Annotated in this window: 10 protein-coding genes; 4 read left to right on the top strand and 6 right to left on the bottom strand. The window is 74.6% G+C overall.

The genetic code is table 11. From position 1 onward, the window contains the following. Positions 1-7: 7 nt before the first annotated feature. Positions 8-994: a LysR family transcriptional regulator gene (locus ACIQMJ_RS02180; protein ID WP_499759182.1), complete on the bottom strand. Its 987-nt coding sequence runs from the start codon at positions 992-994 to the stop codon at positions 8-10. Between the two features lie 333 nt (positions 995-1,327). Here ACIQMJ_RS02180 and ACIQMJ_RS02175 point away from each other — a divergent pair, with 333 nt between their 5' ends. Continuing rightward, entirely contained in the window at positions 1,328-1,753 is a 426-nt protein-coding gene (locus ACIQMJ_RS02175) for a nitroreductase family deazaflavin-dependent oxidoreductase (RefSeq protein WP_499759181.1), read from the top strand. Between the two features lie 4 nt (positions 1,754-1,757). On the opposite strand, the gene ACIQMJ_RS02170 is transcribed toward ACIQMJ_RS02175, so the two are convergent. After that, on the bottom strand, positions 1,758-2,597 hold the full coding sequence (locus ACIQMJ_RS02170; RefSeq protein WP_499759180.1) for a PhzF family phenazine biosynthesis protein: 840 nt from the start codon (positions 2,595-2,597) through the stop codon (positions 1,758-1,760). Between the two features lie 77 nt (positions 2,598-2,674). Here ACIQMJ_RS02170 and ACIQMJ_RS02165 point away from each other — a divergent pair, with 77 nt between their 5' ends. Next, the gene (locus tag ACIQMJ_RS02165; RefSeq protein ID WP_499759179.1) at positions 2,675-3,490 is read left to right on the top strand and encodes a LysR family transcriptional regulator; all 816 of its coding nucleotides are present in this window, start codon (positions 2,675-2,677) and stop codon (positions 3,488-3,490) included. 22 nt (positions 3,491-3,512) lie between these two features. Here ACIQMJ_RS02165 and ACIQMJ_RS02160 read toward each other — a convergent pair whose 3' ends face one another. The 3 genes from ACIQMJ_RS02160 to ACIQMJ_RS02150 all read right to left on the bottom strand — a co-directional run bounded on the left by ACIQMJ_RS02160 (position 3,513) and on the right by ACIQMJ_RS02150 (position 7,771). Continuing rightward, positions 3,513-4,916 (bottom strand): P-loop NTPase family protein, encoded by a 1,404-nt coding sequence (locus tag ACIQMJ_RS02160; protein WP_499759178.1) that lies wholly within the window; start codon positions 4,914-4,916, stop codon positions 3,513-3,515. Continuing rightward, the gene (locus ACIQMJ_RS02155) at positions 4,913-6,724 is read right to left on the bottom strand and encodes a dynamin family protein (RefSeq protein ID WP_499759177.1); all 1,812 of its coding nucleotides are present in this window, start codon (positions 6,722-6,724) and stop codon (positions 4,913-4,915) included. Before ACIQMJ_RS02155 ends, ACIQMJ_RS02160 begins: the two co-directional genes overlap by 4 nt. A gap of 108 nt (positions 6,725-6,832) precedes the next feature. Continuing rightward, a complete protein-coding gene (locus ACIQMJ_RS02150; RefSeq protein WP_499759176.1) occupies positions 6,833-7,771 on the bottom strand; it encodes an IniB N-terminal domain-containing protein in 939 nt (312 codons plus the stop codon). Positions 7,772-8,016: 245 nt separating this feature from the next. Here ACIQMJ_RS02150 and ACIQMJ_RS02145 point away from each other — a divergent pair, with 245 nt between their 5' ends. After that, positions 8,017-9,303: an Hsp70 family protein gene (locus ACIQMJ_RS02145; protein WP_499759175.1), complete on the top strand. Its 1,287-nt coding sequence runs from the start codon at positions 8,017-8,019 to the stop codon at positions 9,301-9,303. Further along, positions 9,300-11,684, top strand: coding sequence for a helix-turn-helix transcriptional regulator (locus ACIQMJ_RS02140; RefSeq protein ID WP_499759174.1), 2,385 nt, complete (start codon positions 9,300-9,302; stop codon positions 11,682-11,684). The genes ACIQMJ_RS02145 and ACIQMJ_RS02140 overlap by 4 nt, the downstream gene beginning before the upstream one ends. Here ACIQMJ_RS02140 and ACIQMJ_RS02135 read toward each other — a convergent pair. Next, on the bottom strand, positions 11,681-12,526 hold the full coding sequence (locus ACIQMJ_RS02135) for a phosphotransferase (protein WP_499759173.1): 846 nt from the start codon (positions 12,524-12,526) through the stop codon (positions 11,681-11,683). The genes ACIQMJ_RS02140 and ACIQMJ_RS02135 overlap by 4 nt on opposite strands. Positions 12,527-12,568: the final 42 nt, after the last annotated feature.

The following is a 12,568-nucleotide window of genomic DNA, read 5'->3' as shown; positions in this document are numbered from 1 at the left end:
GGTCCGCCTAACCGCCCGCCAACAACGCCGCGTCGATCTCCCGGTGCGCCTCGGGGTGCTCCTCCCACCACCTGGCGTAGCCGGGGTTGCGGGGGAGCACCGCCCGGTACGCGCGGGCCGCCGCCGCGAACACGTCGTGCGCCCGCCCCGCCGCCGGCCCCTCCCGCCGGGTGGCCAGCATCAGGTCCACCATCAGCGGCGCGCCGCGCAAGGGCCGGATCACGATGCCGTCCCCGCTGCGGGACTGGGGCAGCGCGAACGACACCGCCCCGTTGGCGACCAGGCTGCGCGCCGTGCTGGCCTCGTTCACGTGGTGGCTGAACCGGGGCGTGAACCCGGCCGCCGCGCACACCGTGAAGATCTGCAACCGGTTGCCGACGAACTCGTCCGGCGGCGCGACCCAGTCGCGGTCGGCCAGCTGCGCGAGGTCGACGTCCTCCTGGGCGGCCAGCGGGTCGGTCTCCGGCAGCGCCACGAACTGCGGCTCGCTCACCAGCCGGCGCAGCTCCAGCCCGCGCAGCTCCCGCCGTTCCAGCCCCTCGAACCGGTCCAGCACGCCGAGCTGCACCTGGCCGGACACCAGCAGCTCCAGCAGGTCCGAGGCCCCGGGCATGATCTCGGTGCGGACCTCCGAACAGGGGATCACCCGCCGCAGCTCCTCGACGAAGTGCCCGAAGAACAACGTCGGCACCCCGCCCACCAGCAACGGCCCCGCCCGGCCGTCCCGGGTCCGCTCGCGGGCCAGCGACACCAGCTGCTCGACCTCGTCGAGCACCAGCCTGGCCGTGCCGACGACCTGTCGGCCCAGGTCGGTGGGCAGGGAACCGCCGGGGCTGCGGTCGAACAGGCGACCGCCGACGATCCGCTCGACGGTCCGCAGCTGGGCGCTCATCGCGGGTTGCGTGAGGCCCAGGCGCGAGGCGGCCTTCGTGAGGCTGCCTTCTTCGGCTATCGCGCACACCGCGCGCAGGTGGCGTAGCTCAAGCTCGGGCATAACGCTCTTCTATCCCCCTTTCGTATGAGCCGCCAGCCTTGCCTCCCGTCATAGTTGGCGAAGTCCCGTCGAGCCGAGGAGGGCACATGCGCCGCGCGAGCCAGATTTACTGAGTCGGGACGTCGGCCGTCCCGCTCCCGCACCACGTCCCCGTGGCGTGGTCGAGCGACCCCGGAACACCGCTTACGCGGGCGGCAGCGCCGGGTGACGCCGGGAGGCAGGTGATGGGCCAAGGGGGTGCGAGGCGGACGTCCCCACCCCGTTCGGGGCCGCCGGTCGGCATTGCGGAGTGCACGACCGGCGGCCCCGTCGCGTTGTCGGTAGCTTCGAACCATGTCAGTGGTGAACAGCCCGGTCGACTGGGTCAACGAGCACATCCGCAAGTACGTCGAGACCGGCGGCGCGGAGGGGCACGAGTGGCAGCCAGGGGTCTTCACGCTCCTGCTGACCACCACCGGCCGCAAGTCCGGCAAGCCCCGCCGCACCGCGTTGATCTACCAGCCCCGCGGTGACGCGTACGTGGTCGTCGCCTCGTACGGCGGCGCGCCGGAGCACCCCGCCTGGTACCGCAACCTCGAAGCCCGCAACGAGGCCGAGGTGCAGGTCGAGTCGGACGTGTTCCGGGCACGGGCCCGCACCGCGACCGGCGAGGAGCGCGCGGAGCTCTGGAAGCTGATGACCGAGGTCTGGCCGGCCTACGACGACTACGCCAGGAAGACCGACCGCGAGATCCCCGTAGTGGTGCTGGAACGCGTCTGAGCGGCTAACCCGCGATCGGCACCGCAGCGCCGGTCACGGTGACCCGCGGGTCGTCGGGCGACACCCGGATGCGGAGCAGGCTGGGCCGCCCCATGTCCACGCCCTGGTGGATGGTGATCGACCTCGGCCGCCCGACCCGCCCGACGGCTCGCAGGTAGCCGCCGAACGCCGCCGCCGCGGACCCGGTCGCCGGGTCCTCCACCACGCCGCCCACCGGGAACGGGTCGCGCGCGTCGAACACGTCCTCGTCCCGCTGGTGCACGAGCTGCGCCGTCACGGCGTCGTTGGCGCGCAACAGGTCGGCCAGCGCGTCGAAGTCGTAGTCCAGCGCCGCCAACCGCTCCCGCGTCCGCGCGGCCAGCACGAGGTGCCGCGACCCGCCGAACGCCCAGTGCGCGGGGTAGCGCGGGTCGAGGTCGTCGGCCGACCACCCCAGGGCCCGCAACGCCGCCGCCACGTCGTCCTCCGACGCGGGCGTGGACGACGTCGGCACGCTGGTCAGGCTCGCCTCGCCGGGCGTCGCGGCGATCTCCACCAACCCGGCGGGCGTGTGGAAGCGCAGCGTGCCGGTCCGACCCAGCGCGACCGCGGTGGCGACGGTGGCGTGACCGCAGAACGGCACCTCCACCAGCGGGCTGAAATACCGCACGTCGAACTCCGACCCGTCGCCGTCGCGCGGGACCAGGAACGCGGTCTCGGAGTAGCCGACGTCGGCGGCGATCTCCAGCATCGCCGCCTCGGTCAAGCCGGTAGCGTCGAGCACGACACCGGCCGGGTTGCCGCCGGCGGGGTCGGTGGTGAAGGCGGAGTAGCGGAGCACCGCCGGTTCAGGCACGTCGTTCATGCCGACAAGCCTCTCCCACCACCCCTCATCGAGTCCAACGATTCCCCGCGATCTGTCCGATCGGTATTGTCGATGCGGTGGACACCCGCCTCCTGCGCACCCTCCTGGTGCTCGCGCGCACGGGCAGCTTCACCGCCACCGCGGCGGAGCTGCACCTCGTGCAGTCGACGGTGACGAGCCAGGTCAAAGCCCTGGAACGGCACCTCGGCGCCCGGCTGTTCGACCGGCTGCCCAGCGGTGCGCGGCTGACCGAGGCGGGTCGGCAGGCCGTCGAGCACGCCCGCGAGGTGCTGACCGCCGAACAACGCCTGCGCGACGCCGTGCGCGGCAGCACGGCGGTGGAGGGCGACGTGCGGATGGCCGCGCCCGAATCGGTGTGCGCCTACCGGTTGCCGCAGCGGGTCGCGGACGTGGCCATGCGCTGGCCGGGCATCTCCGTGCACCTCTCGCCCGCCGGCACCCGCCAGGCGCTGGCCGGGGTCCGCAACGGCACCCTCGACCTGGCGCTGGTGCTGGAGGACTCGCTGGTCGCGCCGGGCCTGAAGGTGACCGCGGTCGGCGTGGAGCCGATCGAGCTGGTCAGCGCGCCCGGCGTGGTGCTGGACGAGCGGTACTTCCTGCTGGAGGAGGGCTGCTCCTACAGCGACCGGTTCGTGCGGGAGCTGCCCGCCACGCCGAGCATCACCCGGTTCGGCAGCATCGAGGCCGTGCGGTCGTGCGTGGTGGCGGGCCTGGGCTGGGCGGTCCTGCCGCGCGTGGCGGTGGCCGAGCAGCTCGACGCGGGCACCCTGCACCGGGTCCGCGAACTGCCCGACAGCACGCTCTACCTGGTCACCGACCCGCGCCGCACCCCTTCGGCGGCCGTCCGGGCGGTGGCCGCGGCGCTGAACTGACCAGCCGCGCCACCCCGGCCGCTCACCCGACCAGCTGCGCCAGCATACCCTCGCAACTGCGCACGACCACGGCCGCCGCCCGCCGCTGCCCGTGGTCCAGCGCGGGGTCCGCGGCGTGCTCCCGCCACCGCCCCAGCGTGTCCAGCACGGCGTGCCGCAGCTCGCCCTCCGTCGGCTCGTGGTCCATCCCCAGCCGCACCACCGGGTTCGTCCCCAGCCCGCCGACCAGCCGCGCCGCCTCCGCGTCCAGCTCACCCGGCAGCCGCGTCCGCCCGCCCTGCAACGCGGCCAGCAGCCGCAGCTCCCGGAAGTCGTGCGCCGAAGCCAGGACCCGTTCCACCGCCGCGGCCAGCCCGACCGAGCCGGGCCGCGGCTCGGCGCGCAGCACCACGTCCAGCCCGAGCAGCGCGGCCCGCGCCTTGAGCACCTCGCGCCGCTCGGTGAAGTAGATGCCGATGGAGTCCCGCAGCTCGCCCAGCCCGCTGCGCTGCACGAGCTGCCCGGTCAGCTTGACCTGCGTGTCGAAGCCCTGCCGGATCAACGTCGTGGTCAGCCGCACGCCGAAGATGCCGAACCGGTCGACCAGCCCCCGCCGCACCGCCGGGTCCAGCCGCACCGGGAAGTCCTCGGCCACGAACCGGTCCGCGGACAGCAGGTGCTCGTCCAGCTCGGTGCGCGCCAACGACGCCAGCGCGGCCAGCGCGGCGAACTCCTCCGCCCGCAGCGTGCGCGCGGCCACCGCGAGCAGCCCGGCCACCGCGACCACGTTCTGGCACAACGGGGTCACCGTCGCCTCGCGCCGGTAGCGGCGGGCGATCTGCTTGGCCGAGGACAACGCGTCGATCCGGCCGCCGCCGATCTCGTCGGCCCGCGACAGCACCAGCACCGTGTTGACCGGCGCGACCCGCGCCACCGGGTGGTCGTGCGCGGTCTGGAGGAACCGCACGTCGGTGGTGTGCATGTGCCTGGTCAGGTACAGCACCGCGTCGGCCTCGCCGTAGACGTGCTCGACCGGCGCGCCCGCCGGCGTGTCGATCAGGGTGAGGTCGCGCAACGACCGCGACGGCCACTCCACGGTCACCCGCTCGGCGTCCGGCGCGTCGACGAACGCCTTGCCGTCGCGGCGCAGCACCGGCACCTCGTACTGGCCGACGTGCGCCCTGGGCCGCGGCCCGTCCTGGTACCACGTGGTGGCGCCGGTCGGGGCGAACTCCTCGCCGATCAGCGCACCGACCACAGTGGACTTCCCGGACCGGGGCGCGCCCGCCACGGCCACCCGCACCGGTTCGCCGAACCGGGCCTGGTGCCCGCGCAGCCACGACACCGCGCGCGGGCTGTCCCGGTAGACCGACAGGGCGTCCTCCAGCAGCGCCCAGACCTCGTCCTCCAACGTCGTGCCCGGCACCGCCTCGCCCGGAGGCGTCATGCGCTGATCCCCAGGGGCGGCGCCTGGCCACCCGCGATCGCCTGGACGCGTTGGTACAGCGCCACGAGGTCGTCCAGCTCCCGCTTCGCGTCGCGGTTGCGCCGCTCCCGCTCGGTGTTGTCGTCCTGCACGGCGCGGCGCGCGCTGCGGGCCGATTCGAGCAGCGTCTCCTGCAACTCCTCGGCCAGCGTGGAGAAGTGGGTGCGCAGGCTGCGCTGGATGTGGCGGGCCGCGTCGCGGCAGTCCTTGCTGAACTTGAGGAAGAAGTCGTCCACGTGCCGGGCCGCGGCGGCCTTGGCGGCGGCCTGCCTGCGGCGCAGCCGCTGGTCGCTCTCGTCGATGATCGACTTGCCGCCGAACAGCGCGCCCGCGCCCAGCGAGATCGCGTTGATCAGCGGCATCCCGGCCAGGCTGGTGGCCAGGCCGAACATCAGCACGCCGCCGTAGGAGCCCTTCAACCCGGTGAACGCCTTCTGCGCCAGGCTGAACCGCTCGATCACCGGCTTGTCCATGGGCGCGACCCGGTCCAGCACGTCGTCCCGGAAGATCGACTCGGGCAGGAGGTCGTCGCGGGCCACCGGGAAGCTCTTGGCCACCTTCTCCGCGACCCACTCCGAGCGGTCGAGCAGCCAGGCGAAGTTCGTGGTCGCGGCCTCGGTGAGGTTGTCCTCCAGCCACGCCTCGAACCGGTCCCAGCCCAGCGCCGGGTCGGCGGTCTCGAACGTCTTCTCCACCTCGCGCATGATCCGGCGGGTGCGGTCGCGCAGGTCGTACTCGATGTCCGAGACCAGGTCGGCCATCTCGTCGGCCAGCACGGTCTGCCAGCGCGCGGACCGGCGGCGCAGCTCGTCGATGCGGCGCTGCGCCTCGTTGAGCGCGGCGATGGTCTTCTCCGGGCCCTGGGCGGCGCGGGCGGACAGCTCCTCGCGCACCGGCGCGACGAGCTGCTTGATCGCGGACGCGGCGGTGACCGCGATGGTGCGGCGGGCGAGCTGGTCGGCGGCGGCCAGGATGTCCTTCTGCACGCACGTCAGCAGCTCGGGGAAGCCGGACTCGGCGTTGAGCGCCTTGTCGCCGGTCTTGGCCGCGCGCAGCCGCAGCGCCGCCGACACCGGGATCAGCTTCACCGCCACGCCCGCGCGGGCCAGGTGCGCGCGGTTGCGCTCGACCACCCGCCGCCACTGCGCCGCGATGTCGATCTTGGTGAGCACCAGGATCACGTTCGGGCACGACGTCATGACCTGCTTGAGCAGCTCCAGCTCCGACCCGGTCAGCTCGGCCGTGGCGTCGGAGACCATGAGCACCGCGTCGGCCTGGAGCAGCGCGGCGAACGTGCTCGCGGTGTGCGCGGGCCGCAGGTCGCCCACGCCGGGGGTGTCGATCAGCACCAGGCCCGAGTCGAGCAGGGCGCGCGGGATGCCGACCTCGGCGCGCACCAGGTCGCCGCCGTGGAAGTGGTTCGCGCTGACCTGGTCCGCGAGCTGGTCGAGGGGCACGGGGATGCGTTCGGTGGGGGTGTTCGCGATGGACGCGCCGCGCACGAGCGCCGCCGACGGGGTCTCCGCGTGCTGCACGAAAGTGGGGACGGTGGTCGTGACGTCGTCACCCACCGCGCAGACCGGGGCGTTCACCATCGCGTTCACGAGCTGGCTCTTGCCCTGCTTCGGCTCGCCGATCACGAGCACGCGGAGCTTGGGGTCCAGCTGGCGGGCGCGCTTGTCGCGCAACCGTTCGGCCAGGTCGGGCCGGTTGTGCGCAGCGCAAGCCCGGATCGTGTCGTCGAGCACGTCGAGCCAGGGCGCGGACATCACCCGGCAGAGTGTGCCGGTAAAACCCGTCCGGGTGAAAGTCCGGGAACGCGGCGGGGGCCGGTCCCGTCCAGCGGACAGGACCGGCCCCCCGGTGGTGGACCGGACTCAGAAGAGCAGGTCGTCCACGCCGAGCGAGTCGACGACCGGCAGGTCCAGGCTGTCGACCGTGCTGGTGACGTTGCTCACGACGCCGCCGACGCCGGCGGTGTCGGCGACGTGCGCGACGGTCCCGGTGACGTCGGACAGGGGAGCGGCGCCGTGGGTGTCGAAGTCGGCCGAGCCGTGCGCGGAGCCGGACACGCCGAGCGCGTCGCCGAGGCCGGTCACGTGGTCGAGGCCCGCCACGTCGCCGAGCCCGCCGACGGGCAGCGAGCTGGTGAGGCCACCGGTCACGTCGCTGACCACGCCGTTGAGCGTGTCGAGCGTGCCGAACGCGGTGCTGGTCAGGCCGTCCGCGTCCGGCACCATGCCGGTGACCCCACCCGCGGTGGCGGCGGCACCGTCCAGCGTGCCGGTCGCCGTGCCGGTCAGGTCCCCGACCTGGCCGGTGGCGGTGTGCAGCGTGCCGTCCAGGGTGTCGGTCACGTCACCCACCGCGGAGAAGTCGCCCTCGACCGACAGCTCCGCCGAGGCGGCGCCGTCGAGCAGGTCCCAGCTCGACACGCCGCCGAACACCGACAGGCCGTCGGCGTCCGCGCTGAGCGTGCCCGCCACGGCGGCCTTGACGTCGCCGGCGCCGGTGGCACCCGACACGGCGAGCTGGTCGGTGACGGCCTTGAGCCGGAAGATCGCGCCGGCCTGGCCTGCGTCGACCAGGTCGAGCGGCAGGTCCTCGACCAGCGAGCCGTCGAGAGCGGGCAGGCTCCCGGTCGGCACGTAGTCGAGCACCAGCGGGATGACTTCCTGCACGTCCAGGGCGCTGATGTCGCTCAGGCCCGCCCTCGCCAGGGTGCCCTCGGCGTCGGCCTGGAAGTCGGCCAGCGCGGTCGGGTCGCTGAGCAGGTCGAGAACGAAGTCGTGCAGCGTGTTGGGGCTGGAGCCCATGATGGATGTCTCCTGGTCGAGTAGGACGCGGGGAGCCGGCCCGGCAGGGGTGGGGTCCGGCCTGGTGATCAAGGTAGGGCCGGGGGGAGAACCGGCCATCGGGGATTACTCCCAGTAGATCGCGCATCCACTATGGGGTGGTGCTCGTTCACTCCCTAGGGGATTAGGGGATGACCTTGTGACCTTCTCGTAACCCGTGTAGGTACTGCCCGTACTTCGTTCAGGTGAGTTGAGGAGGCTCCGAGTTGCCGTACGTCCTCGGGGTCGACGTGGGCACCACGCGCACCGCCGCAGCCGTGTGCCGGCTGGGCGGCGCGGGGCGCGGCGAACCCGAGGTGGTCGGCCTCGGCGGACCCGGCGGCGGCGTCGCGTCGACGTTGCAGCTCACCCCCGACGGCGCGTTCGCGGTCGGCGAGCCGGGCGACCCGCGGTGGACGGCCACCGGCTTCGGCCGCCGGGTCGGCGACACCGTGCCGCTCGTGCTGGGGCTCGACCCCCGGGGGCCCGATGCCCCGGGCGGCGAGCGGTGCGCGGCGGAGGAGTTGACCGCGCTGCTGGTCATGTGGGTCGCCGACCAGGTCGCGGCCCGCGAGGGCGAACGGCCCGCGCACATCGTGCTCGCCCACCCCCCGGGGTGGGGGCCCCACGCCAAGGGCTTGGCGCACCGGGCGCTGCGGTCGGTCGGCCTGGAGGTGACACTGGTGCCCGAGCCGGTCGCGGCGGCCGAGAACCACGCGTTCACCCGGTCCTTCGCCGGGTCGCTCGGCGTGTTCAGCCTGGGCAGCCACGCGTTCAGCGCGTCCGTCGTGGGCCGGGGCTTCGAACTGGTCCACGCCGTCGAAGGCGTCGACCAGGCCGCGGGCGTCGACTTCGACGACGCGGTGTTCGCGCACGTGCGCGCCACGCTCGGGCGGGCGCTGGCCGAGCTGGACGCCGACGACCCGCGCACCCGCGGCCTGTTCGCCCGGCTGCGCCGCGACTGCGAGGCGGCCAAGCGGGTGCTGTCCGGCACGCTGGAGACCTCGATCCCGGTGCACCTGCCGTCCGGGCCGGTGGAGGTGCCGATCACCCGCGCCCGGTTCGAGGACCTGATCCGACCGCACGTGGAGCAGGCCGTGTCGGTGTTCGAACGCGTCGCGGCGGCGGGCGTGGAGATGACCGTGCTGGTCGGGGGCAGCGCCCGCATCCCGCTGGTCGCGGCGTCCGTGCCCGGCCGGGTGGTGCTGGAGGCCGCACCCGAGACCTCGGTGGTCAAGGGCGCGGCGCTGGCCGCCCGCAAGCTCGTGGTCGGGCCGGACGCCGAGCCCGAGCCGATCGAGACCTCGGTCATGGTCCGCGACGACGACCCGCTGCTGAGGTTCCCCGTGGGCGGCCTGGACGCGCCGGAGGCGGAGTTCACCGCCCCGCCGCCCCGCCCGCCCGTCGACATCACCCCGCTCGACCTGCCGGAGCGGCGCACGGTGAAGCGCGTCGTGCGCGGGCTCGTGCCGACCGGTGGGCGACGCGCCCGTGACAGCGAGGAAGGCCGTTGAGCCCGAGCACTACCGCGCGCCCGGTGTTGTCGCAGCACGTCACGCAGGTCCTCGACGCCATCGAGGCCGGCACCGTGCTGCGGCTCGGCGTCGTCGCGCCCGGCGGGTACGGCAAGAGCACCGTGCTGCGGGAGGTCGCGCGCGCGTTCGAGGACGCCGGCGCGCCGGCCACGCTGGTGGACGACGCGCACCTGCTGCCGGACACCGAGCTGGCGGCGCTGCGCTCCCTCGTCGAGCGCGGCACCGAGAACGTCGTGGTGGCCTACCGCCCGTGGCCGCGCTCGCGGGCGCTGGCGGCGCTGGCCGAGTCGCTGGGCCGGGCGCGGCCCGCGCTGATGCTGGAGCCGTTCACCCGGGAGCAGGTGCGGGCGGTGCTGCCCGCGTCCGCCCGGGGGCTGGTCGACTACGTGCACCAGCAGACCGGCGGCGTGCCGCGGTTCGTGCGGCGGCTGGCCGGGCTGACCGCGGCGGAGGTGCCGCCCGAGGTGGTGGCGTCGTTCCGGGCCGACCTGGACTGGCTGGACGCCGACGTGCAGAAGTACCTGCTGGCCGCCGAGGCGGGCGCGGCGCTGCGGCTGGACCTGCTCGGCGGGCTGCTCGGGGTCGACGCGGACGGGGTCGGCGACGTGATCGAGGCGGGCCGGGCCACCGGCCTGGTCGCGGCGGACGGCACGCTGCTGCCCGTGGCGCGGCTGGCGGTGGCGGCGCTGAGCCGGACCGACCGGCGGATCGCGGTGCGGCAGCGGCTGGCCGAGCTCCAGCTGCGGTCCGGCGGCCCGGTGCTCGACCTGGTGCGGCCGCTGGTCGGCGTCGGGGACCAGCCGGGTGCGGCCGGGCCCGGGATGGCGCAGGCGTTCCGCGCGGCGGCCGACGAGGCGCTGGCCACCGACCCGGCGCTGGCCGCGCGGCTGCTGGCCGCCATCGGCACGGCCGGGCCGGAGGTGGCCGTGCGGCGGGCGGTGGCGTCGGCGATGGCGGGCGACCTCGACGCGGCCATGCGGCTCGCGGACCAGGTGATCTCCAGCGGTGACACGGCGCACCGGGGCGCGGCGGCGGAGGTCGCCGCGATCGCGCTGGCGCACCGGGGCCAACTGGCCCGCGGCACCGAGCTGCACCGGTGGTCGCCCAGCTCGACGTCGTCGGCGTTCGCGGTGATCGGCCAGGTCGGCACGGGCCGGCTGCCGACCGCGCCGCTGCCCGTGGCGCCACCGACCATGTTGGACGGTGGCGCATCGCTGATGGCGCAAGGCGTGGTGGAGTCCGTGACGTCGTCCGCGACCACCGCGCTGTCCACTCTGGTCCGTGCGGCCGGGTTGCTGGAACCGGCCGGGCGGGCCGTGCTGCTGCCGGACACGCCCGCCGCGCTGGCCGCGCTGGTGGCGCTGCACAGCGGCGAGCCGGGCGTGGCCGAGTCGGTGCTGGACCGGGCCATGGCGACGTCGTCGGGCGGCGCGCTGATGGTGGTGCGGCACCGGCTGCTGCGGGCCTGGATCGCGATGCAGCGCGGCAACCTCGCCCAGGCGCGGGAAACCCTGGTGGCGCTGCGGAAGGCGGGCCGGCCGCTGGAGCCGCGCGACTGGCTGTTCGCGGTGGCGCTGGAGATCGGCGTGGCGCGGCGCAACAGCGATGTGGCGACGTTGAAGCGGACGTGGGAGCAGGCGTGCGAGGCGGTGCTGCGGCACCCCGTCGACCTGTTCACGTTCCTGCCGCTGGGCGAGTTCGCCACCGCCGCGGCGCGGCTGCGCGACCAGCACCGGCTCGCCCCGCACCTCACGGCCGCGCGGAACCTGTTGCGGGACTTGGGTGATCCGTGCCTGTGGGCCGTGCCGCTGCACTGGAGCGCGCTGCACGCGGCGATCATCGCCGAGGAGACGTCCGTCGCCGAGGAGCACGCCGCGTCGCTGGCCGCGTGCCGCGACCGGAGCCGGTACGCGGCGGTCGTGTCGGCGGCGGCGGAGAGCTGGCTCGACGTGGTGGCGGGCAAGGTGGACGCCGACCAGGTCGAGGAGTCCGCGCGCGGGCTCCAGGCCGTCGGCCAGTGGTGGGACGCGGCCCGGCTCGCGGGGCAGGCCGCCATACGGACGTCGGACCGGCAGGCGATGGTGCGGCTGCTGGACTGCGCGCGGCTGCTCCAGGGCCGGTCCGCCACGACCACCCGCAAGCAACCCGAGCCGGTCGCGGAGGCCGACGCGGGCAAGCTCAGCGACCGCGAGCGCGAGGTGGCCGAGCTGGTCGTCGGCGGGCTGACCTACAAGCAGGTGGGCGACCGCCTGTTCATCTCGGCGAAGACGGTCGAGCACCACGTGGCCCGCATCCGGCAGCGGCTGGGCTGCACCAGCCGGGCCGAACTGCTCGACCAGCTCCGCCAGATCGTCGGCTAGGGCGTCGCGCGGGAACGCAGTGCCTCCCGGAGCCGACCCAGCCCCTCGACGCCCAGCCGACGGCCGTCGGGGAACCGGTCCTCCCGGTCCCAGCGCCACGCGGTGACCATCGCCGGCACGAGGAGCCGGCAGTCGTCCACCAACGCCCGGTCGACGCCCGGGTAGTGGTCGGCGACGTCCTCCGGCGCGTGCGCGAGGTCGAACTCGACCGGGCCCCGGCAGCACGTCTCCCAGTCGACGAACAGCGGTCCGCCCGACGTGGTGAGCAGGTTGCCGGGGTGCGGTTCGCCGTGCAGCAGCTGCTCGGTCCCGCCCCGCCGGACGATCGCCCGCCGCAGGTCGCGCAACGCGCCGCCGAGCAGGTCCCGGTCCGCGTCGGCGAGGTCCGGTGAGAGCTCGCGGCTCGCCACGATCCGCTGAGCCTGTTCGACCCGGTCCGTGAAGTGCGGCGCGGGCACGTCCACCTGGCGCAGGCCCGCGTGCAGCCGCACGAGCGCGTCGGCGTAGTCGGCCGGTGGGGCTTGAGGCGTCACGGGCTCGTAGTAGGCCCACAGCGTGACCACGAACCCGTCACGCTCGTAGGCGCGCGGCTCCACCCGGGGCTCCGGGGCGGCCACCGGGCTCCCGGCCGCGACCAGGCGGCGCGCGAGCGCGATCTCGGTCCGCGCGACCTGCTCCGCCTCCGGCGCCACCCGGGCCAGCACGTCGCACGGCAGCAGGCGCAGGGTGAGCTTGTTCGAGTCCTGGAGGACGACGGTGTCGCGGCCCTGGACGGCCAGGCCGAGCGACGCGGCGATCGACGTCGCCGCGGCCACCGCGCGGTGGAACTCCGGCACCTGCATCGTCGTTGGTCCCCCCTGCTGCGCGACCGAACTCCCCTGGGC

The sequence above is a fragment of the Actinosynnema sp. NPDC091369 genome (assembly GCF_044757065.1).
In the GTDB taxonomy this organism is placed as follows: Bacteria; Actinomycetota; Actinomycetes; order Mycobacteriales; family Pseudonocardiaceae; genus Actinosynnema.
The sequence above is the reverse complement of the archived record's forward strand: the minus strand, read 5'-3'. Positions and strand labels throughout refer to the sequence as shown.

Bases quoted from the DNA above. Each gene is read 5' to 3' on its own strand.
- ACIQMJ_RS02175 (WP_499759181.1), top strand. From the start codon at position 1,328: ATGTCAGTGGTGAACAGCCCGGTCGACTGGGTCAACGAGCACATCCGC.
- ACIQMJ_RS02155 (WP_499759177.1), bottom strand. From the start codon at position 6,724: ATGTCCGCGCCCTGGCTCGACGTGCTCGACGACACGATCCGGGCTTGC.
- ACIQMJ_RS02170 (WP_499759180.1), bottom strand. From the start codon at position 2,597: ATGAACGACGTGCCTGAACCGGCGGTGCTCCGCTACTCCGCCTTCACC.
- ACIQMJ_RS02180 (WP_499759182.1), bottom strand. From the start codon at position 994: ATGCCCGAGCTTGAGCTACGCCACCTGCGCGCGGTGTGCGCGATAGCC.
- ACIQMJ_RS02160 (WP_499759178.1), bottom strand. From the start codon at position 4,916: ATGACGCCTCCGGGCGAGGCGGTGCCGGGCACGACGTTGGAGGACGAG.
- ACIQMJ_RS02150 (WP_499759176.1), bottom strand. From the start codon at position 7,771: ATGGGCTCCAGCCCCAACACGCTGCACGACTTCGTTCTCGACCTGCTC.
- ACIQMJ_RS02135 (WP_499759173.1), bottom strand. From the start codon at position 12,526: ATGCAGGTGCCGGAGTTCCACCGCGCGGTGGCCGCGGCGACGTCGATC.